Origin of the sequence: Rhodococcus sp. 114MFTsu3.1 (assembly GCF_000383555.1) — a bacterium.
Lineage (GTDB): Bacteria > Actinomycetota > Actinomycetes > Mycobacteriales > Mycobacteriaceae > Rhodococcoides > Rhodococcoides fascians_E.
Genome location: NZ_KB911558.1, coordinates 83,692 through 109,278, shown reverse-complemented (window position 1 = coordinate 109,278; position 25,587 = coordinate 83,692). Strand labels below are relative to the sequence as shown.

Genomic DNA, 25,587 nt, shown 5'->3' with positions numbered 1-25,587 from the left:
TGGACTTTGTGGGAAGGTGGTCAGAGAGGCGTGACAAACCTGAAGATCGGTGATTCAGAGACGCATCGGACACTGAACGACATCAAACTCACTGTGACCGTTCAGGAGCGAACGCACGTCGCCGACGGCGTCGTTGCGCTCACTCTAGTGTCTGCGGATCCAATGGTTGCGCTCCCTGCTTGGTCTGCCGGAGCCCACATCGATGTGTTTACCGATGGCAGTATTGTTCGGCAGTACTCACTGTGTGGTGATCCAAGGAATGCAGATTCGTACAGGATCGGGGTATTGAGAGACGAAGGGGGGCGGGGCGGGTCCAAGTTCATTCACGACGAGGTGCGCGTCGGCTCCGAACTGACTATCCGCGGACCGCGAAATCACTTCGAGCTCACGCAGTCGGACCGGTACGCTTTTATTGCTGGGGGTATCGGTATCACGCCGATTTTGCCCATGATTTTGCAGGTCAAAGAACAAGGGGCTGAGTGGACCTTGCTCTACGGCGGTCGTACCCGCAGCTCGATGGCATTTCTGAGGTGCCTGGAAGAGGAGGGGCCCCATGTCGTGGCGTGGCCGCAGGACGAGTCCGGGGTACCGGATCTGCATCGTGTGCTGGGCCAATTAGACAGGCGAGTGTCGATCTACGCTTGCGGGCCCGAGCCGTTGCTGGTGGCCGTCGAACAGACCTGCCAGGAGCTCGGTCTTGCTGCGCCCAGAGTTGAGCGATTCAAACCAGTTGACACACCGGCTCATTCGGTCGACTCGTCGTTTGTAGTCGAACTTCAGCAATCGAGCAAAATCTTGACCGTCGGACACGACGCTTCTATTCTTCAGACGCTGGAATCGGTCGGCGTGATGGTTCCTTTTTCCTGCAGGCAGGGCACGTGCGGAACCTGCGAAACTGCGGTGTTGGGTGGCGAGGTTGACCACCGCGACTCCATTTTAACCGACGATGAGAAGGCCGCGAACGACACCATGATGATTTGTGTCTCGCGTGGAAGGGGCAAACTGACGCTGGATCTGTGAGACGTGGCTTTTCGCGTTACCGCGGAGGCGGTACAGCCCACGGGGAATTGAGGGGTTCCGGAGGTGCTGTACATGGGGGTGATTCGTTCAAGATTCGCGCCCAGCCCTCATGTCCCCTCTGTGCATGGCTACCCTCGGACTAGCGGGCATGCAGTGCTCGAACAACTTGCACGCAGCTCCACCGGTCGATCTCCGAAACGCATGCCTCGGTGAACCCAAGTCTGCTGGTCGTGGGCGCGCAACAAGCGGATCGCCTGGGCGTCCGTCAATCGCGTTTCACGCCAGCCAAGGCCAACGGTAACGCAAGCTGATGGCAATCCTCGGTGATTGCCTGAGTTCCGGTCGTGGACCGTGAAGTCGAATCGCGCGGCACTCGCTCCGCTCTTGAATCACCAAATCAAGAACGACGGCACTCTGCAAGACGACGAGCTGCGGTGGCAGGCAGTTCGTGCAACGGGTGGATTGCCACCGGGAGGACTGGGGCCGCTCGCGTATCGTGGGCTGACCAGGAATTTCTGGGTATGACTGGGTTAACGTCGTCATTGCGTGAACGGGGACGACGATCGGTGCTCCGGTTGTGACGTGTAAGGGTTCAGGACATGTTTGACACAACGTCACCAGGACACAGCTGACAGCCCACCAACGAAGTTGATCTTGATGCGATGCCGTCACCTCATTCGCCCGAGTCCGAGTCCGCCATCACCGCCCGCATCGCTGTCGAGGTGCGACTACGTGCCGTCATCGAGGTCCGCGACGGTGCACCGATCGTCGATGTCGCCGAACGACTAGGCGTGTGCCGGCAAACCGTTGCAGCGTGGCGCACACGGTACGAGAGCTCGGGCCTCGGCGGACTGACCGACATCTCGCGGCGACTGCATTCGAACCCTAACCGCATCACGCCCGCGATCGAGGCGTCCATCTGTGAGATGCGGCGGCAACACCGCCGGTGGGGAGCACGCCGCATCTCGCACGAACTGCGTAATGAGCTCGGCGATCGAGCCCCGTCCCGCACAACCGTCCGTCGAGCCCTCACCCGAAACGGACTGCTCAATCGTCAAGAGCAGCAACATAAACGGATCCACGAGCGGTGGGAACGCGAAGCGCGGATGCACCTGTGGCAGCTCGACCTGGTGGGCGGGATCTTCCTGGTCGGCGGCCGCGAATGCAAGATCCTCACCGGGATCGACGACCACTCCCGATTCATTGTCGTCGCCGCGGTACTCGAGAAACCGTCCGGTGTGGCCGTCTGCGCAGCGTTCGTCGCCGCGATGCAGAGATGGGGCGTTCCCTTCGAAGCCCTCACCCACAACGGCAAACAGGTCACCGGCAAATTCACCCGCCCGCTGCCCGTCGAGGTGCTCTTCGAACGTACCTGCCGCGAACACGTTATCAGTGCGCGCCTGGCGAAACGACGATCACCGACGACCACCGGCAAGATCGAATGATTCCACCTAACCCTACGACGCGAACTGCTCGACGAAGTAGGAGCCCTTCGCCTCCATCGAGGCCGCCCAGTTCGCCCTCGACGAATGGGTGCACAGCTACACCACCGAGCGCCCCCATCGATCTCTGGACATGGCCACAGCGGTGACGCTGTTCCGCACCAGAGAGGACGCGGCACCAGCCGCCTCTGCGACTGCGATGCCAGTGGCTGAGGAACCGATTGCTGCGGAACAGGATTCAGGCTACACACCACCAGGTGGGGGTTACGAGATCGGTCTCCGCATACCGCCGTCGGGGGTCGTCGACCTGGTCGATGCACAGCAAGTGTGGATCGGGAAGAGTTTCGCAGGGACGCACGGTGACCCTGTGGCCCGACCTCACCACCGTCCACGAGGTCGTAGATGCGAGGTCGTCACCACCGCAGTGTCCCGGCTGACGACCACGGACCTCGATCGGTTGACGATGCGAGGTGCACGGACCGGACAGCCGGCACCGGCCCTGCCCGCTGAGACCCGAACCCCTCGACGGGCGCCGTGGTAACGATCGAGGTCGACCGAACCCTCACCCGCGACGGACTGGTTACACTGCTCGGTCATCATCTTCCACTCGGCCCGAACACCGCCGAAACCTGCGTCGCGGCCAGAATCGAGGGTGGCCTGATCCACGCAATCGCCGGCAACCACGTGATCAAGACCCTGCCGAATCTATTGAACAGCAAAGACGACGGCCGACTTACCCGTGTGCGCCGGGCAACCACGCAGTTGCACCACCGCCGCCGTCAGGCCCCCAACGCGTTCACCGGCGCGTCCCGAGGGACGGTGTCGTCATGGTCGCCGGGCAGCGACTTCGCGTCGGATGCACACATGCAGGAACCATCGTCACCGTGGTCGTCGAAGATCACCACTTCCGGGTTCTCGACGGCACCGCCGAACTCTCACTGCACGCCCGGACTACTACGAAACCGATCCGGAACTTCAACGCTCACCGCCCTCGAGAGCGTTAATCATGTCCCGGTGACGTTGTGTCACAAATGTCCCGAGACCACACACGTCAGTTGCGCTTTCCTCCACAACCAAGGCGCCGACCGGTGTCACCGCACTCGGCTTTACGAACAGGGAAAGCTGGATGCTCCGAGTGCGCAACCGAACTCGGAGCTGTCCATGTCCTCGACGGCATCGATGACTCCGGAGCGCCACTGCTGAGTCCCCGACGCGCGAGGTCACCACCGAACATCTACTTTTGCACGCCGCAGGTGTCGGCTACGACTTTGGCGCCGAGCAGTACAACCGTTTTGCCCCACAGGTAGCTCAGCATCGTCACCCACGGTCTCGAGGCACTGCGGACTCCGCTGACGTTCGATCCCGGCGAGCAGTGGACTGCAGAAGCACCATCGACTGGACCGGACAGCTGGTCGAGGGCATCACACAACTCGTCCGGGTGCCATCATGCTACAACCCATTCTGCAGCCCCTGGTGTACACAGGATACCGCGTTCGCCCCTATGTACCGCACACGAGGCCGCGTTGCGACGATGCGCCACGAGAAGGCCGACGGTTCGCTGACTTCTTACGACGTCGCACTGGCGTGGAGCATTTTCTGAGCCCATCGAGCCGACCGCCGAGATCGAATTGCCGACGAGAGGTGCCCTGATGATGCACCTATCCACAGTGACTCCCGGTTACGTTGTTTCCGCGCTTGACTGGCTGACGTAAATCGTGCGCAGCACGAACGCCAGATGCGAGACAAGGACTGTGATGACAGATCAGCTCAGGCAGGTGGGAGGTGGACGGTCGATGTTCGAAGGTTTTGCGCCGAAATTAGCAGAGCTCACCGACGACGTACTTTTCGCGGACGTCTGGAACAGGCCCGAACTTGCCCCGCGTGACAGGAGTCTAGTCACTGTTGCGGTGCTCGCGGCTGGTGGTGACTCCGCGCAACTCGAGTTCCACCTCGGTCGTGCGATCGAAAACGGAGTGACGGAGGTTGAACTGATCGAGATGCTGACGCACGTAACGCTGTACGCGGGCTGGCCCAAGGGTATGGCAGCTATGGCCGTCGCCAAGAAGTTCTTCGGCTCGGGCACACCCTGAGGTACAGCATTTTCCGGGTAGATTTACGACAGAAAGTTAGCCTTCGATGAACATCGAACCTGCAGTTCCCACCACCAAGAACCCCCCGGAGCAATTCGCCGGCGATGTGTGGCTCGACCCGATCGCAATGCCACATGAAGCGGGTCAGACGATGGTTGTCGCGACCGTTCGATTCGCACCCGGTGCCCGCACCGCGTGGCATTCGCACGAGAACGGTCAGTACCTGCGCGTCACACAAGGAATCGCACGATTCGGAAGCCGTGACGGTACCATCATCGAGCTACACCCTGGTCAGACCCTCTACACGCCTCCTGGTGAGGAGCACTGGCATGCTGCAGCGCCCGGTGTGTACATGGAGCACATCGCGATGCTTCAGAACGGCGAGGACCCCGCCACCACAACCACGTGGGCAGAACACATCACCGACGCCCAGTACGAGGGTCGGTAATCTGCCCACCCTTCACGTGCAGTTGATTGGTCTCCACAAATAGAGAAGGAAAACAAAGTGAAGAAGATAGTGTCTGCCGGATTCGGTGCAGTGGCGCTGTTGGTGACGACCGCAGGCTGCTCGCAGGCATCGGAGGAATCGAATAGCGACGGACTGACCGGAGAGTGGCGCATGACCTCCCTCGAGGTCGGGACCGAGGGGAACATGGCGACCGTGGAGTATTCGGGGCAGGTCATCTTCACCGACGACACCATGTCGGTTCAGGCAATGAATCCGGACACTTCGGCACCGGATACGCCGCTCACCGTGCAGGGATACGAGGCCTACTACGGCGACCTCACTAGGGATCCCGATGCCGGAACCCTCAGCGTCACTGTCGAATCAGCAGCGGCTCGTGATCTGATCGGACAAACGTTCGATCGGAACTACGAAGTGGACGGAGACACTCTTGTTCTGACGCCGAGCGATCCTGCCGAAGGGTTTCGCGTGACCTACGAACGGCATTCGCCGTCGTGACGGCATCGTATGCGCGGAGTCGAATCGCTGCAGGCGCCCTCGCGGCATCGTCGGTTGTCGGGCTGGCGGCGTGTTCCGGCGAGACCGTCTCGGATTCTGGCTCGGAGGCATCACGCGTCACACAGTTCACCCGTTCCTCTACGTCCGAAGCGGCGAATGGTCAGGTCGACAACGGAGAAGCGATGAGGATCGATATCCGAGTAGGCGATCGGACGGTGGTCGGAGCGCTGAACGACAGCGCGGCCAGTAGCGACCTCCTCGCTCAACTTCCGGTGACGCTGACTATGTCCGACCACGGTTCGGTGGAGAAGACCGGGCCGCTGCCATCGGAGTTGTCGACCGACGGAGCTCCCAGGAGTGCGGACCCGAGTCCTGGTGATATCGGCTACTACGCGCCGGGAAACGACTTCGTCCTCTACTACGGGGATCAGGGCGAATACCCGGGCATCGTCGTTCTCGGCAGTATGGGGGAAACCGGCTCGGAGACTTTCGGTTCCATAGATGGCGATGTGACGGTGACCGTAACTCGTTCGGAGTGAGCCCGCCAAGACCGCCTACCAATTTCAGGGTCGGAAACGGAGTGGACCACGGACTTCGAATCCGTACGCGATACGGCGACAGACCAGGTGAATGAACGGAAGGGAGCAACGTGTCGGCGAGCTCGTCGGTAAGAAGTGGTGTCCAGTCCATCGCCTCCGCCCCTGAGCTTCAAGCCCTTATGGGAGTTGCATGATCTCTACGGCCACTCGGGACCGAGCGTCGAGGCGAGGAGCCCAGGCCCAGGTCACCCAAGTCGGTCCATTCCACCGGCAATGCATTACCTCGCGTCCCGAGATTCGGCCACGACAGGGCTCAGACCGCCGTCCGTGCGAGGCTACATCGGCGGCGTGGTGATGTTGTTGTCCAAATCGCCTGTGTTGCATGGTGGGCCGCCGTAGTGTCGGTCAGGGTGAGGCTGCTTTCGTCGAGTAGTGGGGTACTGGATTCAAGACGACGACGAACTCGCGAACCCGACGCGATAGCGTGCCCGGAAGCCAGAAGTATCGGTCAGCGTGTACGCACGTTCCTTGTCTGACGAGCAGGCACGTTGGAACGATGGCGGCCGAATTAGCCTCTTGGCGAAACAATCCAGGCTCGGCTTGGCTGGAAGGAGTGCGTCGAAATCTGCAATCAAGTCCACCCGAGTAGCCGCTGAGCGTTGCTGGGGAGGGCGAAGTCGAACGCGTCGTTGCCGATCAAATCGCGTACCCAGGCTATCTGCCCCCTCATGTCGCGATCCTGCTCGTGCTTCGTGAAAGGCCAGTCGGTCCCGAACAGTAGGTTTCTGGTTCCCTGCGCGTCCAGATAACGCCGAAGTGCATCAGCAGGGTTCGAACTGCGATACGGCGCGGATGCCTTAATCCAAACGTGTTCCAGCGTCCACAAGCGTGCCACCGCGTCGGATGCTGCAGGATCGTCGATATCCGGCAACCCCAGGTGGTCTATGACCACAGCCGACCCCCACGTAGCAAGACGCGATGCCAGCCGGTCCCACTGTCTGCCTTTGGCCTGAACCTCCAGATGCCACCCGAGTCGGACCATGTTCCTCTCGATTGCTCGCCACGCAGGGCAGTCGAGGTCGGGAAGATCGGCATCGATGAGATTGAGTCGGATTCCCCGTACACCCCGATGGTGCAGTCGATCCAAGTCGTGATTCGTGTCCGGCTTGATGACGACGACGCCGCGCAGTCTGTCGGGATTCCGGTCGAGAGCCGTGAGCAGATACGAGTTGTCGGTACCGAGAAAACTTGGCTGTACCAAGACGCCCCGTGTGATCGTGTTGTCGTCGAGTTCATGCAGGTACGACGCAACGTCAGCGTCGTACGTAGGTGCGTAGCGCCTGGCGGGCGAGAGAGGTAGGCCCTGACTGAAGATGTGTGCGTGCGTATCGATCGACAATGACGGGATCACCTCACGACCGTACGAGATTCGACCAATCCTGTAAAGGACTAGATGTTTATAGCAATGTGTGCGATCGTGTGAGGCATGACACAAGTTGGTGACGGCAGGCTGCCGCTGCACGCCCGCCTCCGGGACGACCTGCGCGCACGGATCAACGCGAACGAATGGGGCCCCGATGCTGCGCTGCCTTCGGAATCGGAGTTGGCCACCGCCTACGGCGTTTCGGTCGGCACGATGCGGCGGGTCCTCGGCGATTTCGTAGCCGACGGGATTCTCGACCGTAGGCAGGGGCGGGGCACGTTCGTCCGTCGTCCGACGTTCGACAACGCGTTTTTCCGGTTCTTCCGTGCCCGCGGCGATACCGACCGAATCCCGGATGCCCGTATCGTCTCGCGAGACCGACTCCGTGCACCCGCTGACGTAGCACGTGTCCTCGACCACGATGGAGACGTTCTCCACCTCCATCGCGTCCGTGAATACGATGCGATTCCGTTTCTTGTAGAGGACATCTGGCTTCCTCTGTCAGCATTCGAGCCGATCGCATCCATCGACATCGAAGAGATCGGCCCATTGCTGTATCCCGCATACGAGCAGCTGGCCGGCATCGTGGTCGGTTCGGCAACCGAAGACCTCTCCTTCGGCCACGAGGATTCCGCGGTTGCCGGTGAACTCGGCTGCGCACCGACCGAAACTCTCGCGCGGATCCAGCGCTCCGCTCGTACACACGCAGGTGACGCAGTCGAGTACCGCGTTTCCTACGGAATCGCCTCAGCATTTCGTTACCGATTGGAACTCAGATGAACACACCCGAATTGATTGCCATCGCCGGGCTGGTCGCAGTATTCGGTATCTCGATGTGGCGCTCGTTGAACATGGGTGCCGTGGCGCTGGTCGTGGCGTTCGTACTCGGGGTCGGCTACTTCGATCTCGATGTCGCAGACATCGCTGAAGGATTCCCCGGCAGCCTCTTCGTGACGCTCCTGGGGGTGACCTATCTGTTCGGCATCGCCCGTGCGAACGGCACTGTCGATTGCATCGTCGGTAGCGCAGTTCGGCTGGTGAAGGGGAGGGTTGCCCTGATTCCCTGGATATTCTTTGTTTTGGCCGCGATCATCACCGGTGCAGGAGCCCTGAGCGCCGCCACCAACGCAATCCTGATTCCCGTCGGACTCGCCTTCGCCTACCGATACAAGATCAGCCCGCTTCTCGTCGGATTGAGCGTATTGAACGGAACCAACGCCGGTGGCTTCTCGCCGATCTCGGTCTATTTCAACATCGTGGACGACGTCTTCGGTCAGAGCGGAGTCACCCTCGATCCTGCGCCGATCTTCCTGTTGACCTTCGTTGCAAACCTGGTCTTGAACCTCGCCGCATTCTTCCTGCTCGGAGGACGCGAACTGCTACGCCGCGGCCGGCAGATCGCTGAGATTTCGGACGAGGAGCGCGACCTTGGCCCCACCCCTTCGAGCGGTGGAACGGCAGTCGCCACGGCCGTGAAATGGACGACCCGAAATGTTCTCACTGTTGCGCTTCTCACCGGAATCGTATTCCTGGCACTGACATTCACGTTGGATGTCGGGTTCCTGGCCCTCACATCGGCTGTGATTCTTGCGGCGTTGTATCCGTCGGATTCGAAGAAGGCCGTCGAACAGATCGGGTGGGGGGTCATTCTGCTCATCGGCGGAATCGTCACCTACATCTCGGTTCTCCAAAGCGCAGGCGTCATCGATAGTATCGCCACGTCCGTCACCACCATCGGTTCACCGCTGGTGGCGGCGCTGACCATTCTTTTCGTCGCAGGGCTGGTATCGGCATTCGCCTCCACCAATGCCATGTTCGTAGTCTTGGTACCGCTTGCCGCCCCGCTCGTCCTTACGGGAAACGTCAGCACCCTGGGGTTCGTCGTGGCGTTGTGCATCGCAGCATCGGCCGTGGATTCGAGCCCGTTCTCAACAGGTGGCGCACTGATAATCGCGAACACCGAAGAAGAGTTGAGAGACAAGACCTTCCGCGGGCTGTTGATCTGGGGAATGTCGATGATCGTCATCGCCCCGGTCATGGCTTGGCTTCTCTTCGTTCTGCCCACCTGATCACGGAGCAGGGTCCTGCGGCCATCGCAACAGCGCGGGAAGGGCGAGACCAGGGAGCACGTACTCGCAGGGCCTCCCTCGCACGCGGACGACGCTCTACCGTCGAGGGTGTGGACCTGGCGGTATCGACGAGATGGCGTGAGCTGTGATCGCGTGCCGTAGATGTAACGATAGGACAGAGAGAAGGAATTCGTGTCGCGTGTATTGATCACCGGCTCGACCGACGGCATCGGCCGCGCCGCTGCCGAATCGTTGCTCGATGCCGGCCATGAGGTGGTCGTTCACGCTCGCACGCGGCAACGGTTGTCCGCGTTGGAGGACCTGACCGCCCGCGGTGCGTTTGGCGTTGTCGGCGACCTCGCTCACTTGGATCGGGTCCAGGACGTCGCTGAGCAAGCGCACCGTATCGGTTCCATCAGCGCTGTCATCCACAACGCCGGTGTCATCGACGGGGTCTCGCTTTTGCCGGTCAATGTCGTGGCACCGTACGTCCTCACCGCCCTGCTTCGGGATCCGGGGCGGCTGGTCTACCTAAGCAGCAGCATGCACCGGAGCGGGCATGCAGACCTCACCGGCGCGGACTGGTCCGGATCGAAGGAAACCGCCTCGTATTCGGACAGCAAGCTGCTGGTCACCACGCTCATGGCCGCGGTGGCCAGGCTATGGCCCTTGGTGCCTGCGAATGCGGTCGATCCCGGTTGGGTGCCGACCAAAATGGGCGGACCGTCTGCCAGCGATGACCTCGAGCTCGGCCACGTGACCCAAGCATGGCTTGCAACCACCGACGATCCGCAGGCTCATGTCTCCGGGCGCTACTGGCACCACCAGCGCACCGAAAAGCCCCACCCCGCCGTGCACGACGAACGATTCCAGAACGAACTGCTCGCTGCTCTCGCGCAGCACACCGGACTCGACCTGCCGCACAGCTAGGCCGACTCGAAGGAGAAGACCCTCATGACCGTCACGTACGACTTCACCGGCAAGACCGCATTCGTCACAGGTGCCAGCGCCGGAATGGGCGCGGCAACAGTGCGCGCGTTCGCCGAAGCAGGTGCCGCAGTCGCCATTGTCGACCTCGATGGGGACGCTGCCCAGCAGCTCTCAGACGAGTTGAACGCCAATGGTTTCACGGCAATTGCGTTGCATTGCAACGTCTCCGACGAGGATCACGTTGCCGCGGCAGTCCGGGCTACCGTCGAAGCTTTCGGCGCTCTGGACATGGCGTTCAACAACGCCGGCATCATGCTTCCGCCCGTCGATTCCGCAGACGAAACTGCCGACGCATTCGACAAGATCGTTGCCGTGAACCTACGGGGTGTATGGGCGTCGATGAAGCACGAACTCGTGCAGATGCGTGAGCAGGGGTCCGGTGCAATCGTGAACTGCTCCTCGCTCGGCGGTCTGGTCGGCGGAGCTGGTCGCGCCACGTATCACGCCACCAAGCACGGTGTGCTCGGTGCAACGAAAAGCGTTGCACTGCAATACGGAAAGCATGGAGTGCGAGTCAACGCGGTGTGCCCCGGAACCATCAGTACACCCATGGTCGAACGAATGATCGCGGGCGGCGAGCTCGATTCCGACGCTGCCGCGAGCGGCGTTCCGTTGGGGCGGCTCGGTCGGCCGGAGGAGATTGCGGCGGCGGTGCTGTGGCTGTGCAGCGATGCCGCCAGCTACGTAACGGGCGTTGCACTGCCCGTTGATGCGGGATATACAGCGCAGTAGACCGGCTTGACCGGGCTCTTGCTCTTTGAGACGCATCAGGGATGCCCTGTCGGTGCACCCACTGTCAGGGACTCCCGTGGTGTGCGGATCGCGGGTTCACTCGTTGCCAGATGTCCGAATAGTTCGATTCGGGCAGAGATGGCGTCGACGAAATGGAGTATCGAAAGTGAGACGAACCCGACTGGTTCTGATCAGTTCCGCGATCGCCACCGCAGCCTTCCTGGCTGCATGCAGCGCTCAAGAAGCGAACACCGCAGAACCGGACACCACCGGACAGACCGAAGCCGCCGAGTCGACCGAAATCGATGCAGGACCGATCGTCATCTCGCCCGAATCGGAGCGGCCCTCCTCCGCAGGCTCGGAGGACTACTTCACAGGGACCGCGACAATCGGACCGCTGTTCGACGCTATCGCCGAACGGGCGACCGGCGCAGCCGAAGTCACCTTCGAGCCTGGGGCCCGCACTGCATGGCACACGCACCCGGCGGGACAGACGCTCGTGGTCACCGAAGGGCGCGGGTGGGTACATCAAGAGGGGGCTTCCCGTCGCGACATGGTCGCCGGTGATGTCGCATGGATCCCTGCCAATGTAAAACACTGGCACGGTGCCACGGCAGTCGATCTGATGACTCACCTCGCCGTTCAGGACAGCGTCGACGGATACGGTGTCGACTGGCTGGAGCAGGTCACAGACGAGCAGTACCTCGGCTGAACCACACCTCGAGACGAAGGAGAAGAGCGATGGAACGTTCCAAGATGTTGCTGGTCCCGGTAGTCTTGACTGCGGTCTCGATGGTTGCTGTGGCGTGTGGCGACGGCGTCCAGGCAGTCTCTGACTCCAGGAACGCTGGGGTCAGCAGTTCCTCTCCGCGGTCGCCCCCGCACTGGAGCACTACAACGAAACTGTGGTCGAAGAAGATCTGTGGAATCGCGAGAACCTTTCCTACGCGATCGGAGTCTGGTTACGGTTTCGGCGTTGGTCGCACAGAATCAACCCGGGGTGCTCGCTTCCGAGATCGAACGGGGACTCGACAGAGGGCTCGAAACAGCCGAAATTTCCGAGATCATCACCCATCTCGCGTTTTATGCTTCATGGCCGAATGCGCTCGCGGCTGTCGAGGCGGCGAGACCGGTGTTCGAGGGCCGGGGGGGTCGATCCCGCGCAACTTTCCGGGACCGATGTCGAACTACTTGCGCAGGATCCCATCGCTGAACAGCAACGCGCATCGAGCGTCGAATTCGACTACGGCACTACGGCGCCTGGCGTCGTGCAGTTCACCACCGAGACTGTCTTCGGCGACCTGTGGCTGCGGCTCGACCTCGCCCCGCGCGACCGCAGCTTGGCCAAAGTGAGTGCCTTGATTGCAACGGGCCAGGTCGACCAGATCACTTTCCATCTCGGACGGGCCATGGATAACGGACTCACTGCCGCGCAAGCATCCGAGGCACTGTCTCTTTGGCTTTCTACGCGGGCTGGCCCAACGTGTTCTCCGCCTTGCCCGTAGTGCGCAACGTTCTCGACGCACGCCTGTAGCGGAGTCGCACGGCGGTAACGAAGATCGCAGCAAAGGGTGCTCCAGCAGAACACTGTTCACTTCGCCCTTTCACGAAACTCGTCGAGCGGGTTAACTCGAAGACGAGACGAAAGGGTGTGCCATGACAGCGGTCATTGGGTTGAACAACGGGATACCCATCCCGGCTCTCGGTTTGGGAGTGCTGCAGAGCGAAGGCAGGGATGCGACGAGAGCAGTGTCGTCGGCTTTGTGTAACGGTGTTCGATTGATCGACACAGCTGCGGCGTACTTCAACGAGCGTGAGGTGGGTGAGGGTATCCGTGATTCGGGCATCGATCGCGGCGATGTCTTCCTCACCACGAAATTGTGGATGACCGATTACGGGTACGACAGCGCCCTACGCGCCTTCGACACGAGTACCGCAAAGCTGGGTGTCGACTATCTCGATCTCTATCTTCTGCACTGGCCATGGCCGGGCAATTGGAGCGAGACGGTGGCCTCCTACAAAGCTGCAGAACGTCTACTGGGGGAGGGGCGCGTGCGGGCGATCGGTGTGTCAAATTTCAAGCCCTTGCACCTTCGGAACCTTCTGGAAGTTTCGGACCGGGTACCGGCCGTGAATCAGATCGAACTGCATCCCAATTTCCAGCAGCCCGAACTTGTTTCGCTGCACCGGGAACTCGGAATCCTGACCCAGGCCTGGTCGCCTATCGGTGGCGTCTATGGCTGGGCCGGTGAAAACAGAACCCTTCCTCCTATGCAGAACGAAGTCATCGGGAAGATCGCCCACGATCACCGCAAGTCACCTGCACAAGTGATTCTGCGGTGGCATCTTCAGGAGGGCCGCAGCGCAATTCCGAAATCGATCAATCCTGAGCGTATCGCGGAGAACATCGACGTGCTCGATTTCGAGCTGACGGCGGATGAACTGTCCACCATCGCCGCCATCGATACGGGTCGGCGCGGTGCGCTCGACCCTGACGATGCCAGCCCGGAGACAATCGGTCTCACGATCGATGCGGCCTGACATGTCGGGTCCCGAAGAGATCAACAGTTTTCTCACCACGCGACGAGCCCGCATCAGTCCCGAGCAGGCCGGCGTTCCTGTGTACGGAGGAAGTCGGCGAGTCCCCGGACTCCGTAGGGAGGAAGTCGCTCATCTCGCGGGCGTCAGCACCGACTACTATGCAAAGCTCGAGCGAGGTAAGATTCGCGGCGCGTCTCGTGAGGTGCTCGACGCGATCGCTCGCGCGCTGCAGCTCGACGACACCGAACGGGAGTATCTTCTCGATCTCGTCGAGATTGTGGTAGCACCGCACCGGCGCAAGCACCGCGCGACACGGCGCGTAAGCGTAGCTGCGGGGACCCAGGCAGTGTTGGATTCTCTGACTGTTCCTGCGCTGGTTCAGAATTCGCGTTTGGATTTCGTTGCAGTAAACGCTCTGGCTGCGGCTCTGTACGACGTGCCGAACCGCAAAGACGGAGAAGCGTTCAACGCCGCCAGGTTCCAATTTCTCGACCCTCGCGCAGCGGAATTCTCACTCGATCCTGGTCGCGCAAAGCGTAATACGGTAGCGCTGCTGCATCAGGCAACGGGTCGAGATCCGTTCGACGACGACCTGATCCGACTCATCGGAGAGCTGTCCACGCAAAGTTCGGAGTTTCGGGTGTTGTGGGCAACGCACGACGTGATCCGCTACCAGCGCGGGGTCAAACGGTTCCGGCATCCGTCGGTAGGAGAGGTGGAGTTCGGCTACGAATCCTTCGATCTCACCACCGAACCAGGCTTGACGATGCTCGTCTATACGGTCGAGCCCAAGTCGCCGACCGCGGAACGTATGTCGCTCTTGGGATCATGGACGCAGATGTCGGTCGCGACTTCGGATCCCGGAACAGGCTCTGCTCACACGAGAACAGACAACTTTAGCTGAAGGAAATGCAATGACTGAAACGATTCTGCTCAACAACGGCGTCAGAATGCCCTCTGCGGGATTCGGGGTGTTCCAGAGCGCACCAGAGGAAACCGCGATCGCTGTCGAAACTGCGCTGAAGGCGGGATATCGTTTGGTCGACACCGCTGCTGGTTACGGCAACGAGAGAGAAGTGGGCGACGGACTGCGACGGTCCGGTGTCGACCGAAACGACGTATTTCTCGAGACGAAGGTGTGGGTCAGCGACTATGGATTCGACGAGACGTTGCACGCATTCGACAAGAGCGCGAGCAAGTTCGGGGTGTCCCAGATCGATCTGTTGATACTGCACCAGCCGATGCCGCAGCACTTCGATCGCACCATCGGCGCGTATCGCGCCTTGGAGCGGCTCCTCGCGGATGGCAAAGTCTGCGCGATCGGAGTCAGTAATTTCATGCCCCATCATTTGGCGGCGCTTCGGGAACACACCGAGATCGTCCCCGCGGTCAATCAGGTCGAGTTGCATCCGTACTTCACCCAGCCCGCCGTGCAGCGCGCGAATGCCGAGCTCGGTGTCGTGACGCAAGCGTGGTCGCCGATCGGCGGCATCACGTTCTATCCAGGTTGGGGCGAGAATCGAGTCAGCGTGCTCGAGGACGCGACGATCGGTGGAATTGCAGCGGTGCACAGCAAGACCGCTGCGCAGGTCATGTTGCGGTGGCATCTGCAACAGGGTCGGTCGGTGATTCCCAAGTCAACGAACCCGGACCGCATCGTCCAAAATTTCGACGTGTTCGAGTTCGAGCTCGACGAAGATGAGCTTACAGCCATCGATGCTCTCGACCGTGGGGTGCGTGGTGGGCCCGACCCTGACTTGGTCGATCCGATGACCTTCGACGTCGAGATCGCCGAATCTTGACTCGCCTTCTTGTCGGGAAGACGCCGGGTTCAGGCCTGGGACTTGGCTCCAGTGTTCTGTGCTGACCATGATCCAAGGAGATTGAGCCGCTCGGCGCTCGGCGAACCCGGCTCCGCGGTGTAAATCATGAGGATGGATCCGGGATCAGCAGTGACAACGAGTTCCTCGTAGGCCAAGTGGACCTCACCCACAACGGGGTGATGGAAGCGCTTCTTACCCGCTCCGTGGGTTCGAACGTTGTGCGCTCCCCAGAGCCTCCTGAAGGTCTCGTCGCGCGTGGAGAGTTCGCCGACGAGGTCTTGGAGTCCCTTGTCGTGTGGGTCGCGGCCTGCTTCGGCGCGCATGATGGATACGCACATTTCGGCGAAGGTATCCCAGTCGGGATAGAACTCTCGGGCCATTGGGTCCAAAAATTGGAAGCGGGCAAGATTCGGAGTACGACCGCCGTCCCCTATGATCGGGGCGTAGAACGCCTTTCCGAGTTCGTTCGTCGCCAACAAGTCTTGCCGTTGATTGCGCACGAAGGCAATGCCGTCGGTGATCGAGTCGAGTGCCCATTGCAGGCTGATTCTGGAGGCGGCCGGGCGCGCAGCCTTGCGGCGTGGTCGCCCCGAGGTCGGAACCCCATCCGCGGCTCGCGCCAGGTCGAGCAGGTGTGCATGTTCAGTGTCGTCGAGATGGAGCGCACGTGACAGCGCATCGAGCACGGACGAGGACGCACCGCCAATCGCACCGCGCTCGATGCGTGCATAGTACTCGACTGAAAGGCCGGCGAGGGACGCTACCTCGCTACGTCGTAGCCCGGCTACCCGGCGGTTGCTTCCGCCCGTAATTCCTGCCGCCTCCGGGGTGAGTCTGGCCCGCCGGGTCATGAGGAACTCGCGTACCTCGGCTTTGTTGTTCATAAGCCAAGGTTAGGGCTTCTCCTGCGAATTTACGACGCCCTGCTGATACACCCCTCCTGCTCGTTGTCGTACTCACGGCGTCTCGCCGGTGAGGCGGGCAAGTTCGCGGACTGCGTCCCGGTTCAGTTGCCGTTCACGGGACCCCCGGAGCTTGGCTGTGATGTGATCCTTGACCGTCACCGGCCGATAGCGGGGTGGGTTACCAGGTCCTGTACAACCAGGTAGGCACGCGATAACTGTTTCGGGGTTTCCGTCGTGGAAGAATGCCGCCGACCGCCGTGGCACCAGTCGGCCGTCCACACGCGGTGGCGCAACCCTGTGCATCGTAGAGATCCACTTGTCGTTGGTCCAGCGGGCCAGTGCATCGCCGAGATTCACCAGCAAAGCTCCTTCCATAGGCTCAACCGGGTGCCAAATCCGCTTGCCATCGAGGATTTCCAGTCCAGGAACCTGATCTGCCCACAAGACCGTCACGATGCCGTAGTCGGTGTGTGCACCCATGCCCATCTGCTCGGTTTCCAGGGTGATGTCCGGGTGCGGAAGTGTGTAGTTGTTGATTCGCAAGACATCCAAAGAGTGGTCGGTGAACTGCTGGAAAAAGTCAATCGGAAGGCCGAGGGCCAAAGCGAAGATGTTGGTCATGGTGCCTGCGACCCGTTGGGCTTCGTCGAACCATGCCGTGACAGCCGGCGCGAAATCGGCCGATTCGACGGGAAAATCGTTTGGTGCGTAGTCGACTGGATCGAGATCGAGGTGAGAGTGGGCGGCGGGGTCGACTCCGACGTTGAACGCCTCGAAGAGATCTGCGGCAGTGACAATTCCAAGCGAGTTGGCAAGTGCCTCGGCTTTCGGCGGGGTGTATCCACGGTTGATGTGCGGCGGTGTCACGTACCTGCGTTTCGTGTCCCCTGGCAGGGAGAAGAATTGGTCGGTCGCTGCGGTGAATCGATCGAGCACGGCCGGTGCGATGCCATGACCGACAATCTGCATGAAGCCGACCGTAGATGCGGCGTTGTCGACTTGTCGAGCGATCGAGTCACGATCGAAGTCGTTTCCTGAGTGAAACTTCGAGATGTCGATCACTGGAACGTCGAATTCGATTCCGGTTGAGCGGGCCATTGCCATGTTGTCCTCCTTCTTTTGTTGTCCAGTGCCTCTGGACGTTTCAAATCGTGATTGCGGCGTACCGTGCGCGCAGGTAGTCCGCGGCTGTGACCGATCGATAGTTGTGGGTTCGTCCGATCGGTGGGTCGAACGACTCGATAACCGCGTCGTGATTGGCCTCGAAGAAGAAGATCAGAGAGATCAGTTCTTCCTGTGGGGCCAGCTCCGAGGGAGGCAAAACTCTGTGTCGGGTTGATCGCCAGCGATCACCTGTCCACCGGGCCATCAGATCGCCGATGTTGATGGTGAAGGCATCGTCGACGAAAGGTGCGTCGGTCCAGCTGCTGTCACCGGTGTCGACCTGCAGCCCGCCGTGACCTGCCTGGCGATCGAGGATGGTGATCACCCCGAAATCGGTGTGCGGTGCGATTCGGAACTGGCCCTCCAGCGCTGTGCCTGTCTCGGTCATTGCCGGGTATCGGTTGAGGTTGAACGAATGTGGAGCCCGGTCGGTGCGGGACGTGAACCAGTCAGGATCGAGATCCAGTGCGGTAGCAAAGATTGTGAGCAGTTCCTGTGCCAGCGCACGCATTTGCTGGGTGTAAGACACACATAGCCGCTCGAACTCGGGTATTTCCCCTGGCCAGACATTGGGGGCGAACCATTCGTCGTCGACAGCCTGGTCGCCGGTCGAGTGGTCGTCCCAGCCGCTGGTATAGGTCTCTTTCAGGTCGGCCGGACCGGGGGACTGTTCCAGGTAAGCATTCGCTTCGGCTCCCGAAGGGATCCAACCGCGCCCGCCGACACGTGTGCGATATCTATGTTTGACCTCGGGCGAGCTGGTGAAGAACTTCGATCCAGCCGCCCGAATTCGAGCGCGAAGGCGGGGATCGATCTCGTGACCCGAGATCATCAGAAAGCCTGATTCCTGGAGGGCTCGGTCGACGCGGCCGGCCAGCTGCACGCGCTGCGCTGTCGACCCGCCGCGCCACTCTTGAAGATCGATGAGGGGAATTGTATTCATGCGCTGAGCCTTTCGGTGAGTTTGCTTTCCTTGCGGGTGGATTTGCGAGCCAAAGCCCAATATGCCGTTGCTCCCACGATGAGGCCCGCGGGCACGCTGAGGTCGGTACCATCCAATGCGGACGAGATGGGGCCCGTGAAAACAGTGGTGTTGATGCACAGCAAGGCTGCGATCATTCCGGCGACCTGGGACGTGACCCCGGCTGGGTTCAAACCGCGAATTCGGCGGTACGCACCGCCGTCGCCGGACAACGATGCGATGTCGTACCTGCCCGAGCGCAAGAAGTAGTCGGCCACCATGATCGCCGCCCACGGTGCGAACCAGACGATCATGAGGAGCAGGAAGTTCCCGAGCAATGCGTTGAAGTCGCCGGAAAACGTCACAACGATTGCGATGATCGCGCAGACGACGGCATCGATAACGACAGCTTGCCAGCGCGAGACTCGAATTCCCATTGCTTGAAGCGTCATTCCCGAGGAATAGAGGTTGATGGCATTGAGTGCGGTGAGTTGTAGTAAGACCACGAGGAGGTAGGGAACCAAGAACCACGGCGGCAGAGCGGACGGCAGACCACTGATGGGATCGACTGCATCGGGAACCGCCGTGGCGACGGCCGCACCGAGCGTCATCAGAAGGATCTGTGGCATTGCACCACCGAGTGCAGTACCTGCTACCAATCGAACACGGCTCGTGGATGCAGGCAGATATCGAGCGTAGTCGGCTGCATTCGGCGTCCATCCGAGACCGCTTCCTGACGCCGCCAGCGCTACACCGGCGAAGAACAGCGCGACGCCACCGGACGCAGTTGTCGTGTCGACCGCGACGGAGTCGAACACCAGCACGATCAGAATTGCAAACAAGACCGTGAACGGGATCAAGAGAATTCGGATGGCCTTCATGATTACAGACAGACCGAAGACAGGCAGAATGCTCTGTGTAACTGCCAATACCAAGATAACGACGACTTCGAGCGTAGCTCCCAGTTCGATTCCGACCTGCCCGAGGAGGACGGATGTGGCCAGGAACATCAACACCAGGTCCAGAGACTCGTAGCCGATCTGCATGATCCAGTTGCAGAGTGCTATTGGGCGATTTCCGTTGCGTCCGAAAGGGGCTCGGCTCGCAGCGAAGGTCGTGGTCCCGGCTGCCGGACCCGGAAGCGAACACATCCCGGTGATAATCCACGTTGCGTTGCCGATGAGAATTGCGGCCACGGCCTGCCAAAAGTTCAGACCGAGAAGTACCAGGAGGGTTCCGAAGACGATGCCGGTGACGTTCATCATCGCGCCGCTCCACATCAGCGCCACCGAGCGCACCGAGCCGTGGCGTTCGTTCGTAGGTACATGGTCGATACCGCGTTGCTCGATCGTGAATCGCGACGAGCCGGGTGCAGGTGGAGAATTGTTACTGGCCGGTTGATCGGTTGCACTGGCGATCATCTCTAAACTCCATACTGTGCTCACGAGATCCATTTCGATAACTGTCAGCTATCAAAATGCCGTGCGAGTATTTCCTGTAGCTATCTTCTGTGTAACGGAGTTGTAAATGTCGCAGCCAATCGACGACGAGACCGAGCTTGCTGTGGCAATCGGTGCCGCGGTACGAACTCGGCGTGAGGTTGCCGGAATGTCGATGAGATCGTTGGCCGCGAGCGCTGGCATCAGCCAGCCGTTTCTGAGTCATGTCGAGCGTGGGCTGAGCATGCCCTCGATGGTCACCATCTACCGCCTTGCCGCAGTCCTCGAAGTCGGGCCTGGTGAGCTCATGCCCAATCCGCTGGACTCGCAGAGTCGAGTAGTGATCGTCCGCGCCGGAAGTGGTAACCCGGTGCCGGTATCGAGTCGGTCTGACGCAGCAATCGGCCGCGCGCTGCTGTTCGATCGCGACTCGAGCTTGGAGGTCACCGAGTACAGACTCGAGCCGGATGTGCACATTTCCGAGTGGTTCCAGTCGAATGGGCTCGCGGCGGTCTACTTGATCAGTGGAGCCCTCGAGGTAGAGATCGACGGCGAAGGTTCTTGGCAGTTGGAGGCGGGAGACTTTATCCGACACGACGCCGCCCTTCTACATCGCTGGCTGCTTGTAGGCAACAAGCCTGCTCACGCCCTTCTCATCCTCAATCACACGGTTCAGCCGAGCTCCTGAACCTCTGCTCGTCGACCGAGTGCGCGACGATCGACTGTCCGTCGATCAGGTACTCGGTTGGGCATTTGAGTGCTGTTCGTCGCGCGCCTGGGTAGCGGTCACGACCCAACGGGTATGCCTCATCGACGTTGATCACATCCTCCGGCCGTGGCAGGTGGAGGGCACCGAGCCCCGCCACGTGGACCCGTTGTGCAGGGACGGTTCATTTGGTCGGTCGACGGTGGTATTTCATACGGTTAAAGTCAGACAATAACCAATAAAGTCTATTGACAAGCTGTTCTCAAAGGGACAATATGGATCGCATTGCCCATCGCGCGGCACAGTACGTCGACTTTCACGCCGCCGACCACGAGGAGAGCGCATGAGCCAGGTGCACCAGCACAGCGATCGCAGGAAAAAGCTTGGCGGGGCGATCGGTGAAATCGGAACGCAGTTCGACTACTCGGTGTACGCCTTGATGGCACCCACTATTGCTGTTCACTTTTTTCCGGCTGGAAATCCGGCCGCCGCGATCCTGGGTACCTTTGCCGTATACGCACTGTCGTTTGTGGCGCGCCCGTTCGGAGGAGCGCTCTTCGGGTACGTGGGAGACAAGTTCGGACGCCTCGCAGTCCTGTCCTGGACCGTGGTTCTGATGGGTGTCGGAACGATGCTCATCGGAATGATCCCGACGTACGAGTCGATCGGCATTGCTGCGACACTCATCCTGATCTTCTGCCGCCTGCTGCAGGGGTTGTCGATCGGCGGTGAGACGACGGGGGTCGAGAGTTACATTGTGGAGTCGGCACCTGCAACGAAGCGAGCGTCGTGGATGGGAGCAGTGAAATCCTTCTCCTACTGGCCCGTCGCTGCGGTTGCGGCGATCATCTTCGGGCTTCGCTCGGCCTTGGGCGAAGAGGCTTTCGAGGCATGGGGATGGCGAATCCCGTTCATACTCGGTGGAGTCGTGGCCGTTGTTGGATACGTGCTGCGGAGGACATTGGAGGATCCCGACGAATTCCTCGAAGCGGCAGCGGAGTACGAGAAGATGACCCCTCGTCGCGACTCGGGGAACGCCGTGTCCGGCGCGCTGCGAGGGACCTTCAGTACGCGCAAGTCCATGGTCCTCGTAATTCTGCTGCAGCCCCCGTACGCAATTGGTGCCTACCTACTCAGCGGCTACATGTACACCTTCGTTGTCAGTCAGGGCGGTATTGCTGCAACGAGTGCCTTGCTGTCGAACATGGCTGCCATCATGGTGCTCGCGGCGCTGCTTCCTGTGATAGGCATTCTGTGTGATTGGCTCGGCCGCAAGCCGATGTACTACGCTGGTGCAATCTGGCTCTTGGTCGCCGCGTACCCCGCGTTTGCACTTGCGGGTTCGGGGTCCGTGGCCGGAGCATTCATCGGGCAGGCACTCCTCGCCGTCGGATTGTCGATCTACGGGGCTGCGATGTTCACCGGAATGGTGGAGATCTTCCCGACCGCACTCCGGTGCCGTGGGCATGGAATCTCATACAACCTTTCCGTCGCTCTGTTCGGCGGAACCACGCCGTTGATCGCAGCAACGTTGATCAGCCTCACTGGAAATCCCGTATCGCCTGCCTTCTATGCCATGGCGCTCATCGGCCTGATCGGATTGGTGGGGGTGTGGCTCGTACCGGAAACCAGGAACACCGACCTGCGGACCTCTGTCTACGGTCTGCCCAGTTCGGACTCGGAACCTATTGTCGAGGCGTCCGACTCGACGAAGGTCGCAAATCGATCTTGAGTCAATTCATTCGATGAATCCGACAGAGAGGGCCGTTGGAGCGCAGGTGCCGGCGAAAGTCAGCGTCTCCGCTTCGGCGGCAAGTGTTTTGCAGCCGTTGAACTCGTCGATGATCGCGGTGGCGATGGTTGCCATCGTCACGCATTTCGGATCGACTACAGGCGGATCGTGGTTGATTTCCGGAATGTACATAGCCACAGCGGTTTCCGCGCCCATCGGCGGAAAGCTCGGTTCGATCTTCGGGGCGCGCAAAATCTATCTGGTGGGGCTCGGAATCGTCGGAGTGGCAACGATCATGGGGTCTTTCGCGCCGAATATCAACTGGCTCGTTGCGGCGTACGTGTTGCTCGGAACGGGCATGGCTACACATTTTCCGAACGCGATGACAATCATTCGCGACTATGCAGACCGTCATCGAAGTGATCCGAAATCGGCATTGCTGACGCTCGTGCTGTGCAGTCAGTCCGTTGCTGCCCTCGGTCCAACTCTGGGGGGACTTCTGGTTGGGACTTTCGGATGGCGGTCGATTCTGTGGATCAACGTTCCGGTCATCGTAGCCAGCACGATCGCAGTACTTCGATACGTCGATCGGGGTTCGGGTTCAGCGGTGGGAAAGTCTCGGCGCTCGGTGCTTCGATCGTTGGACCTCCTCGGTGTCGGACTCTTCGTCGTCCTGACCGCTGGTGCCATGATGTTTCTGCTCTCCCTGGCCGAAACGCCTTCGTGGTTTCTGCTCTTGGTACCCGCCATAGCGCTGATCGCCTTCGCAGCGAGAGAATGGCACACCGACGAACCGTTCATCGATGTCAGGGCGCTGGTCCGGAATCGTTCACTCAGCGCGACTCTGGTCCGAACGCTCTTGACCTACGTGGCCTTCTATTCGGTGTTCTTCTCGGTCCCGCAGTGGCTGCAGTACCAGCGCGGAATGACGGCGACCGAAACCGGCCTCACTATGTTGCCCGTCGCCATCGTGGCAATGGGATCGACATACGTTGCATCGAAGGTATTGGCACGCTACGGAATTCGATTCACCCTAATCGTAGGGTCGCTTGCGTTGTCGATCGGTGGACTGCTATTGGCCACCGTGGAGCGTTCCACGGCCCCGATCGTCGTCGTGCTGTTAGTCGCAGCAGTCCTCGGCGTGCCAAGCGGGTTCAACAATCTGTCCAACCAGAGCATGGTCAACTTTGCGACCTCGGTGGACGAAGTCGGTACAGCCATGGGAATGTACCGCACGGTGCAGTTTCTGGGAGCAAATCTAGCCGCAGCAGTACTTCAGTTCACGGCCGGTCCGGACGTGGGTGACGGAGGGATCCGTGACACCGGCTGGGTGGTCATCGGAATCTCGATCGTGCTGCTGACTGGTGTTGTGGTCACGGGGAGCCTCACCCGCGGAAAACATGTTTCCCGCGGGTGAGGAACTCAGTCAGGCGAACCCGTAAATCGACTTGACCTCGAGGTACTCGTCGAGTCCGTACTCGCCCATCGACCGGCCGATTCCGGACTGCTTGTAGCCTCCCATGGGCGTGAGCGAGTTGGTGTTGGCGCCGTTGAACGACACCCGGCCTGCCCTGATGCCGCACGCGAATTCATAACCACGGTCACGATTTTCGCTGAAGACGTAGCCGCCGAGACCGAAAATCGAGTCATTGGCGATCTCGAGTGCCTCCTGCTCGTTGCGGTACGGCATGACGACGAGCACCGGGCCGAAGATCTCTTCCTTGGCGAGGGTCATCTCGCGGTCCACGTCAGCAAGAACGGTTGGCTTGCAGAAGAATCCGCGATCGAAACCGTCTGCCCTGCCCAATCCTCCGGTGACGAGGGTTCCGCCCTCGTTGAGGCCCACTTCGATATGGTTCTGGACGCTTTCGTACTGCTGGGAATGCACGAGCGGACCGTGAGTTGTCGCCGGGTCCCTGGGGTCGCCGAGGCGCATCCGTGTGATTTCGTCTTCGATGAAAGGCAGAATGTCCTTCACCTGAGACTCGTGCACCAACAGCCTGCTGGGTGCGTGGCACGACTGCCCGGTATTCGAGAACCCTCGCTGCACGTTCCAACGAGCGGCCTTTTCCAGATCGCCGTCGGTAAGAACAATATTTGCGGACTTTCCGCCGAGTTCGAGACAAACACGCTTGACTGTGCGGGCGGCCGATTCGCCGACTTTCACCCCCGCGCCCGTAGAGCCGGTGAAGGACACCATGTCGACGTCGGGGTGCCGCGAGAGGGCGTCGCCCACCACGCTTCCTCGCCCGATGACCAGGTTGAAAACGCCTGGAGGTGTTCCGGCTTCGTGCATGATCTCGGCGAGCGCGACGCCCGAGGCAGGGGAGGCGTCCGAAGGCTTGAGTACCATCGTGCAGCCGGCGGCAATTCCGTAGATCACTTTGATGACCGAGGTCTGAACGGGCCAGTTCCAGGGCGAGATGAGGGCGCAGACGCCGATTGCCTCGCGCCGGACTAGCGTATCGGCCAGCTCGCGCTGAAACTTGTAGTCGCGGATGAGGTCGCGAGCGACCTTCATGTGACCGGCAGGGCCGCTCACCTGTGCTTTGAAGGAGACTGGAACGCCGACCTCCTGCGCAATGAGCTGAGCAAGTTGGTCTTCACGGCTTTCGTACACCGCGATGATGCGATCGATCAGCTCGATCCGCTGGCCGACGGTCGTCTTGGAGTAGCTGGAGAATGCGGCTTTCGCCTCCGCTACAGCATGATCGACATCTGCGGTCCCACCCCCGGATGCCACGGTGGCCCAGGGCTCCTCGGACGTCGGATCGACCAGGGTCCGTGTTCCTTGGCCGCTGGGCGTGACCCACCGACCACCGATGTAGTGCTGTCCGAAATGCTCCACTTCAAGCCTCCGTGCGCTGGAAAGGTCAAACTGAACGTGAAATGTCAGACCGAAGCCTACTCTGTATTGCAAACGCCAAGTGAGGCTTGAAACTTTTCCACATTGACCATTGCGCAACTGTCTGACATTATACAATGACCATGCCCGATCATCGAGCCACGCCAGTGCACGGCTCCGGGCGCACGACGACGTGAGGAAT

At 60.6% G+C, this 25,587-nt stretch carries 27 protein-coding genes and 2 pseudogenes; 21 read left to right on the top strand and 8 right to left on the bottom strand.

From position 1 onward, the window contains the following. Positions 1 to 30: 30 nt before the first annotated feature. From H292_RS0122750 to H292_RS0122710, 8 genes and pseudogenes are all read left to right on the top strand, one after another. Complete coding sequence (locus tag H292_RS0122750; protein ID WP_231383894.1) at positions 31 to 1,020, top strand: PDR/VanB family oxidoreductase; 990 nt, start codon at positions 31 to 33, stop codon at positions 1,018 to 1,020. A gap of 662 nt (positions 1,021 to 1,682) precedes the next feature. Beyond that, a pseudogene (locus H292_RS28905) lies at positions 1,683 to 1,991 on the top strand (helix-turn-helix domain-containing protein); the annotation flags it as partial. A 21-nt stretch (positions 1,992 to 2,012) separates the two neighbouring features. Next, positions 2,013 to 2,694: pseudogene (locus H292_RS28900) on the top strand (integrase core domain-containing protein); the annotation flags it as partial. Positions 2,695 to 3,289: 595 nt separating this feature from the next. Further along, positions 3,290 to 3,466, top strand: a complete 177-nt coding sequence (locus H292_RS28895) for a hypothetical protein (protein WP_442978577.1) — start codon at positions 3,290 to 3,292, stop codon at positions 3,464 to 3,466. Positions 3,467 to 4,216: 750 nt separating this feature from the next. Beyond that, positions 4,217 to 4,552 carry a carboxymuconolactone decarboxylase family protein gene (locus tag H292_RS0122725; RefSeq protein ID WP_020112891.1) on the top strand — a complete coding sequence of 112 codons (336 nt, stop codon included), beginning with the start codon at positions 4,217 to 4,219 and terminating at the stop codon, positions 4,550 to 4,552. A 46-nt stretch (positions 4,553 to 4,598) separates the two neighbouring features. Next, positions 4,599 to 5,000, top strand: coding sequence for a (R)-mandelonitrile lyase (locus H292_RS0122720; protein ID WP_020112890.1), 402 nt, complete (start codon positions 4,599 to 4,601; stop codon positions 4,998 to 5,000). Positions 5,001 to 5,057: 57 nt separating this feature from the next. Then, positions 5,058 to 5,516, top strand: a complete 459-nt coding sequence (locus tag H292_RS0122715) for a lipocalin-like domain-containing protein (protein ID WP_020112889.1) — start codon at positions 5,058 to 5,060, stop codon at positions 5,514 to 5,516. A 182-nt stretch (positions 5,517 to 5,698) separates the two neighbouring features. After that, positions 5,699 to 6,055: a cyclophilin-like fold protein gene (locus H292_RS0122710; protein WP_231383893.1), complete on the top strand. Its 357-nt coding sequence runs from the start codon at positions 5,699 to 5,701 to the stop codon at positions 6,053 to 6,055. A 631-nt stretch (positions 6,056 to 6,686) separates the two neighbouring features. Here the strand turns inward: H292_RS0122710 and H292_RS27410 are convergent. Further along, positions 6,687 to 7,466, bottom strand: a complete 780-nt coding sequence (locus H292_RS27410; protein ID WP_020112887.1) for an amidohydrolase family protein — start codon at positions 7,464 to 7,466, stop codon at positions 6,687 to 6,689. A gap of 75 nt (positions 7,467 to 7,541) precedes the next feature. Here H292_RS27410 and H292_RS0122700 point away from each other — a divergent pair, with 75 nt between their 5' ends. The 6 genes from H292_RS0122700 to H292_RS28810 all read left to right on the top strand — a co-directional run bounded on the left by H292_RS0122700 (position 7,542) and on the right by H292_RS28810 (position 12,482). After that, positions 7,542 to 8,258, top strand: coding sequence for a GntR family transcriptional regulator (locus H292_RS0122700; RefSeq protein WP_020112886.1), 717 nt, complete (start codon positions 7,542 to 7,544; stop codon positions 8,256 to 8,258). Next, complete coding sequence (locus H292_RS0122695) at positions 8,255 to 9,547, top strand: SLC13 family permease (RefSeq protein ID WP_020112885.1); 1,293 nt, start codon at positions 8,255 to 8,257, stop codon at positions 9,545 to 9,547. The genes H292_RS0122700 and H292_RS0122695 overlap by 4 nt, the downstream gene beginning before the upstream one ends. Before the next feature lie 192 nt (positions 9,548 to 9,739). Continuing rightward, positions 9,740 to 10,477 carry an SDR family NAD(P)-dependent oxidoreductase gene (locus tag H292_RS0122690; protein ID WP_020112884.1) on the top strand — a complete coding sequence of 246 codons (738 nt, stop codon included), beginning with the start codon at positions 9,740 to 9,742 and terminating at the stop codon, positions 10,475 to 10,477. 24 nt (positions 10,478 to 10,501) lie between these two features. After that, positions 10,502 to 11,269, top strand: coding sequence for an SDR family NAD(P)-dependent oxidoreductase (locus H292_RS0122685; protein WP_020112883.1), 768 nt, complete (start codon positions 10,502 to 10,504; stop codon positions 11,267 to 11,269). A 166-nt stretch (positions 11,270 to 11,435) separates the two neighbouring features. Then, on the top strand, positions 11,436 to 11,981 hold the full coding sequence (locus H292_RS0122680) for a (R)-mandelonitrile lyase (protein WP_020112882.1): 546 nt from the start codon (positions 11,436 to 11,438) through the stop codon (positions 11,979 to 11,981). A gap of 96 nt (positions 11,982 to 12,077) precedes the next feature. Beyond that, on the top strand, positions 12,078 to 12,482 hold the full coding sequence (locus H292_RS28810; protein WP_331271179.1) for a carboxymuconolactone decarboxylase family protein: 405 nt from the start codon (positions 12,078 to 12,080) through the stop codon (positions 12,480 to 12,482). Here the strand turns inward: H292_RS28810 and H292_RS28655 are convergent. Continuing rightward, positions 12,457 to 12,666 (bottom strand): hypothetical protein, encoded by a 210-nt coding sequence (locus H292_RS28655; protein ID WP_020112879.1) that lies wholly within the window; start codon positions 12,664 to 12,666, stop codon positions 12,457 to 12,459. The genes H292_RS28810 and H292_RS28655 overlap by 26 nt on opposite strands. On the opposite strand from H292_RS28655, the gene H292_RS28890 reads away from it, so the two are divergent. From H292_RS28890 to H292_RS0122650, 4 genes are all read left to right on the top strand, one after another. Continuing rightward, on the top strand, positions 12,571 to 12,774 hold the full coding sequence (locus tag H292_RS28890; protein ID WP_442978579.1) for a carboxymuconolactone decarboxylase family protein: 204 nt from the start codon (positions 12,571 to 12,573) through the stop codon (positions 12,772 to 12,774). The two genes, H292_RS28655 and H292_RS28890, sit on opposite strands and share 96 nt — an antisense overlap. A 151-nt stretch (positions 12,775 to 12,925) precedes the next feature. After that, the gene (locus H292_RS0122660) at positions 12,926 to 13,810 is read left to right on the top strand and encodes an aldo/keto reductase (RefSeq protein WP_020112878.1); all 885 of its coding nucleotides are present in this window, start codon (positions 12,926 to 12,928) and stop codon (positions 13,808 to 13,810) included. Then, entirely contained in the window at positions 13,767 to 14,714 is a 948-nt protein-coding gene (locus tag H292_RS0122655) for a helix-turn-helix transcriptional regulator (protein WP_442978576.1), read from the top strand. The genes H292_RS0122660 and H292_RS0122655 overlap by 44 nt, the downstream gene beginning before the upstream one ends. A 10-nt stretch (positions 14,715 to 14,724) precedes the next feature. Next, on the top strand, positions 14,725 to 15,612 hold the full coding sequence (locus H292_RS0122650) for an aldo/keto reductase (protein WP_020112876.1): 888 nt from the start codon (positions 14,725 to 14,727) through the stop codon (positions 15,610 to 15,612). 29 nt (positions 15,613 to 15,641) lie between these two features. On the opposite strand, the gene H292_RS0122645 is transcribed toward H292_RS0122650, so the two are convergent. The 4 genes from H292_RS0122645 to H292_RS0122630 form a co-directional block, all read right to left on the bottom strand. Further along, positions 15,642 to 16,517 (bottom strand): helix-turn-helix transcriptional regulator, encoded by an 876-nt coding sequence (locus tag H292_RS0122645; RefSeq protein WP_020112875.1) that lies wholly within the window; start codon positions 16,515 to 16,517, stop codon positions 15,642 to 15,644. Between the two features lie 72 nt (positions 16,518 to 16,589). After that, complete coding sequence (locus tag H292_RS0122640) at positions 16,590 to 17,642, bottom strand: isopenicillin N synthase family dioxygenase (protein WP_037188978.1); 1,053 nt, start codon at positions 17,640 to 17,642, stop codon at positions 16,590 to 16,592. Between the two features lie 40 nt (positions 17,643 to 17,682). Continuing rightward, the gene (locus H292_RS0122635; protein ID WP_020112873.1) at positions 17,683 to 18,645 is read right to left on the bottom strand and encodes an isopenicillin N synthase family dioxygenase; all 963 of its coding nucleotides are present in this window, start codon (positions 18,643 to 18,645) and stop codon (positions 17,683 to 17,685) included. After that, positions 18,642 to 20,084 (bottom strand): purine-cytosine permease family protein, encoded by a 1,443-nt coding sequence (locus H292_RS0122630; protein ID WP_020112872.1) that lies wholly within the window; start codon positions 20,082 to 20,084, stop codon positions 18,642 to 18,644. The genes H292_RS0122635 and H292_RS0122630 overlap by 4 nt, the downstream gene beginning before the upstream one ends. A 106-nt stretch (positions 20,085 to 20,190) precedes the next feature. On the opposite strand from H292_RS0122630, the gene H292_RS0122625 reads away from it, so the two are divergent. Both H292_RS0122625 and H292_RS0122615 read left to right on the top strand, forming a co-directional pair. After that, positions 20,191 to 20,790 (top strand): helix-turn-helix domain-containing protein, encoded by a 600-nt coding sequence (locus H292_RS0122625; RefSeq protein WP_020112871.1) that lies wholly within the window; start codon positions 20,191 to 20,193, stop codon positions 20,788 to 20,790. A gap of 361 nt (positions 20,791 to 21,151) precedes the next feature. Then, entirely contained in the window at positions 21,152 to 22,540 is a 1,389-nt protein-coding gene (locus H292_RS0122615) for an MFS transporter (protein WP_020112870.1), read from the top strand. A gap of 6 nt (positions 22,541 to 22,546) precedes the next feature. On the opposite strand, the gene H292_RS28885 is transcribed toward H292_RS0122615, so the two are convergent. Beyond that, positions 22,547 to 22,732 (bottom strand): hypothetical protein, encoded by a 186-nt coding sequence (locus H292_RS28885; RefSeq protein ID WP_442978580.1) that lies wholly within the window; start codon positions 22,730 to 22,732, stop codon positions 22,547 to 22,549. Between H292_RS28885 and H292_RS0122610 the strand changes: the two genes are divergently transcribed. Then, on the top strand, positions 22,665 to 23,957 hold the full coding sequence (locus H292_RS0122610) for an MFS transporter (protein ID WP_020112868.1): 1,293 nt from the start codon (positions 22,665 to 22,667) through the stop codon (positions 23,955 to 23,957). The two genes, H292_RS28885 and H292_RS0122610, sit on opposite strands and share 68 nt — an antisense overlap. 9 nt (positions 23,958 to 23,966) lie before the next feature. Here H292_RS0122610 and H292_RS0122605 read toward each other — a convergent pair whose 3' ends face one another. Further along, the gene (locus tag H292_RS0122605) at positions 23,967 to 25,505 is read right to left on the bottom strand and encodes an aldehyde dehydrogenase family protein (protein ID WP_231383892.1); all 1,539 of its coding nucleotides are present in this window, start codon (positions 25,503 to 25,505) and stop codon (positions 23,967 to 23,969) included. Positions 25,506 to 25,587 lie beyond the last annotated feature (82 nt).

Excerpts from the sequence above, each read along its gene's own strand:
- H292_RS28895 (WP_442978577.1), top strand. The coding sequence starts at position 3,290 with ATGGTCGCCGGGCAGCGACTTCGCGTCGGATGCACACATGCAGGAACC.
- H292_RS0122725 (WP_020112891.1), top strand. The coding sequence starts at position 4,217 with ATGACAGATCAGCTCAGGCAGGTGGGAGGTGGACGGTCGATGTTCGAA.
- H292_RS0122720 (WP_020112890.1), top strand. The coding sequence starts at position 4,599 with ATGAACATCGAACCTGCAGTTCCCACCACCAAGAACCCCCCGGAGCAA.
- H292_RS0122710 (WP_231383893.1), top strand. The coding sequence starts at position 5,699 with ATGAGGATCGATATCCGAGTAGGCGATCGGACGGTGGTCGGAGCGCTG.
- H292_RS0122700 (WP_020112886.1), top strand. The coding sequence starts at position 7,542 with ATGACACAAGTTGGTGACGGCAGGCTGCCGCTGCACGCCCGCCTCCGG.
- H292_RS0122695 (WP_020112885.1), top strand. The coding sequence starts at position 8,255 with ATGAACACACCCGAATTGATTGCCATCGCCGGGCTGGTCGCAGTATTC.
- H292_RS0122685 (WP_020112883.1), top strand. The coding sequence starts at position 10,502 with ATGACCGTCACGTACGACTTCACCGGCAAGACCGCATTCGTCACAGGT.
- H292_RS28655 (WP_020112879.1), bottom strand. The coding sequence starts at position 12,666 with ATGGAAAGTGATCTGGTCGACCTGGCCCGTTGCAATCAAGGCACTCAC.
- H292_RS0122660 (WP_020112878.1), top strand. The coding sequence starts at position 12,926 with ATGACAGCGGTCATTGGGTTGAACAACGGGATACCCATCCCGGCTCTC.
- H292_RS0122655 (WP_442978576.1), top strand. The coding sequence starts at position 13,767 with ATGCCAGCCCGGAGACAATCGGTCTCACGATCGATGCGGCCTGACATG.
- H292_RS0122650 (WP_020112876.1), top strand. The coding sequence starts at position 14,725 with ATGACTGAAACGATTCTGCTCAACAACGGCGTCAGAATGCCCTCTGCG.
- H292_RS0122645 (WP_020112875.1), bottom strand. The coding sequence starts at position 16,517 with ATGAACAACAAAGCCGAGGTACGCGAGTTCCTCATGACCCGGCGGGCC.
- H292_RS0122640 (WP_037188978.1), bottom strand. The coding sequence starts at position 17,642 with ATGGCAATGGCCCGCTCAACCGGAATCGAATTCGACGTTCCAGTGATC.
- H292_RS0122635 (WP_020112873.1), bottom strand. The coding sequence starts at position 18,645 with ATGAATACAATTCCCCTCATCGATCTTCAAGAGTGGCGCGGCGGGTCG.
- H292_RS0122630 (WP_020112872.1), bottom strand. The coding sequence starts at position 20,084 with ATGATCGCCAGTGCAACCGATCAACCGGCCAGTAACAATTCTCCACCT.
- H292_RS0122625 (WP_020112871.1), top strand. The coding sequence starts at position 20,191 with ATGTCGCAGCCAATCGACGACGAGACCGAGCTTGCTGTGGCAATCGGT.
- H292_RS0122615 (WP_020112870.1), top strand. The coding sequence starts at position 21,152 with ATGAGCCAGGTGCACCAGCACAGCGATCGCAGGAAAAAGCTTGGCGGG.
- H292_RS0122610 (WP_020112868.1), top strand. The coding sequence starts at position 22,665 with ATGGTTGCCATCGTCACGCATTTCGGATCGACTACAGGCGGATCGTGG.
- H292_RS28885 (WP_442978580.1), bottom strand. The coding sequence starts at position 22,732 with ATGTACATTCCGGAAATCAACCACGATCCGCCTGTAGTCGATCCGAAA.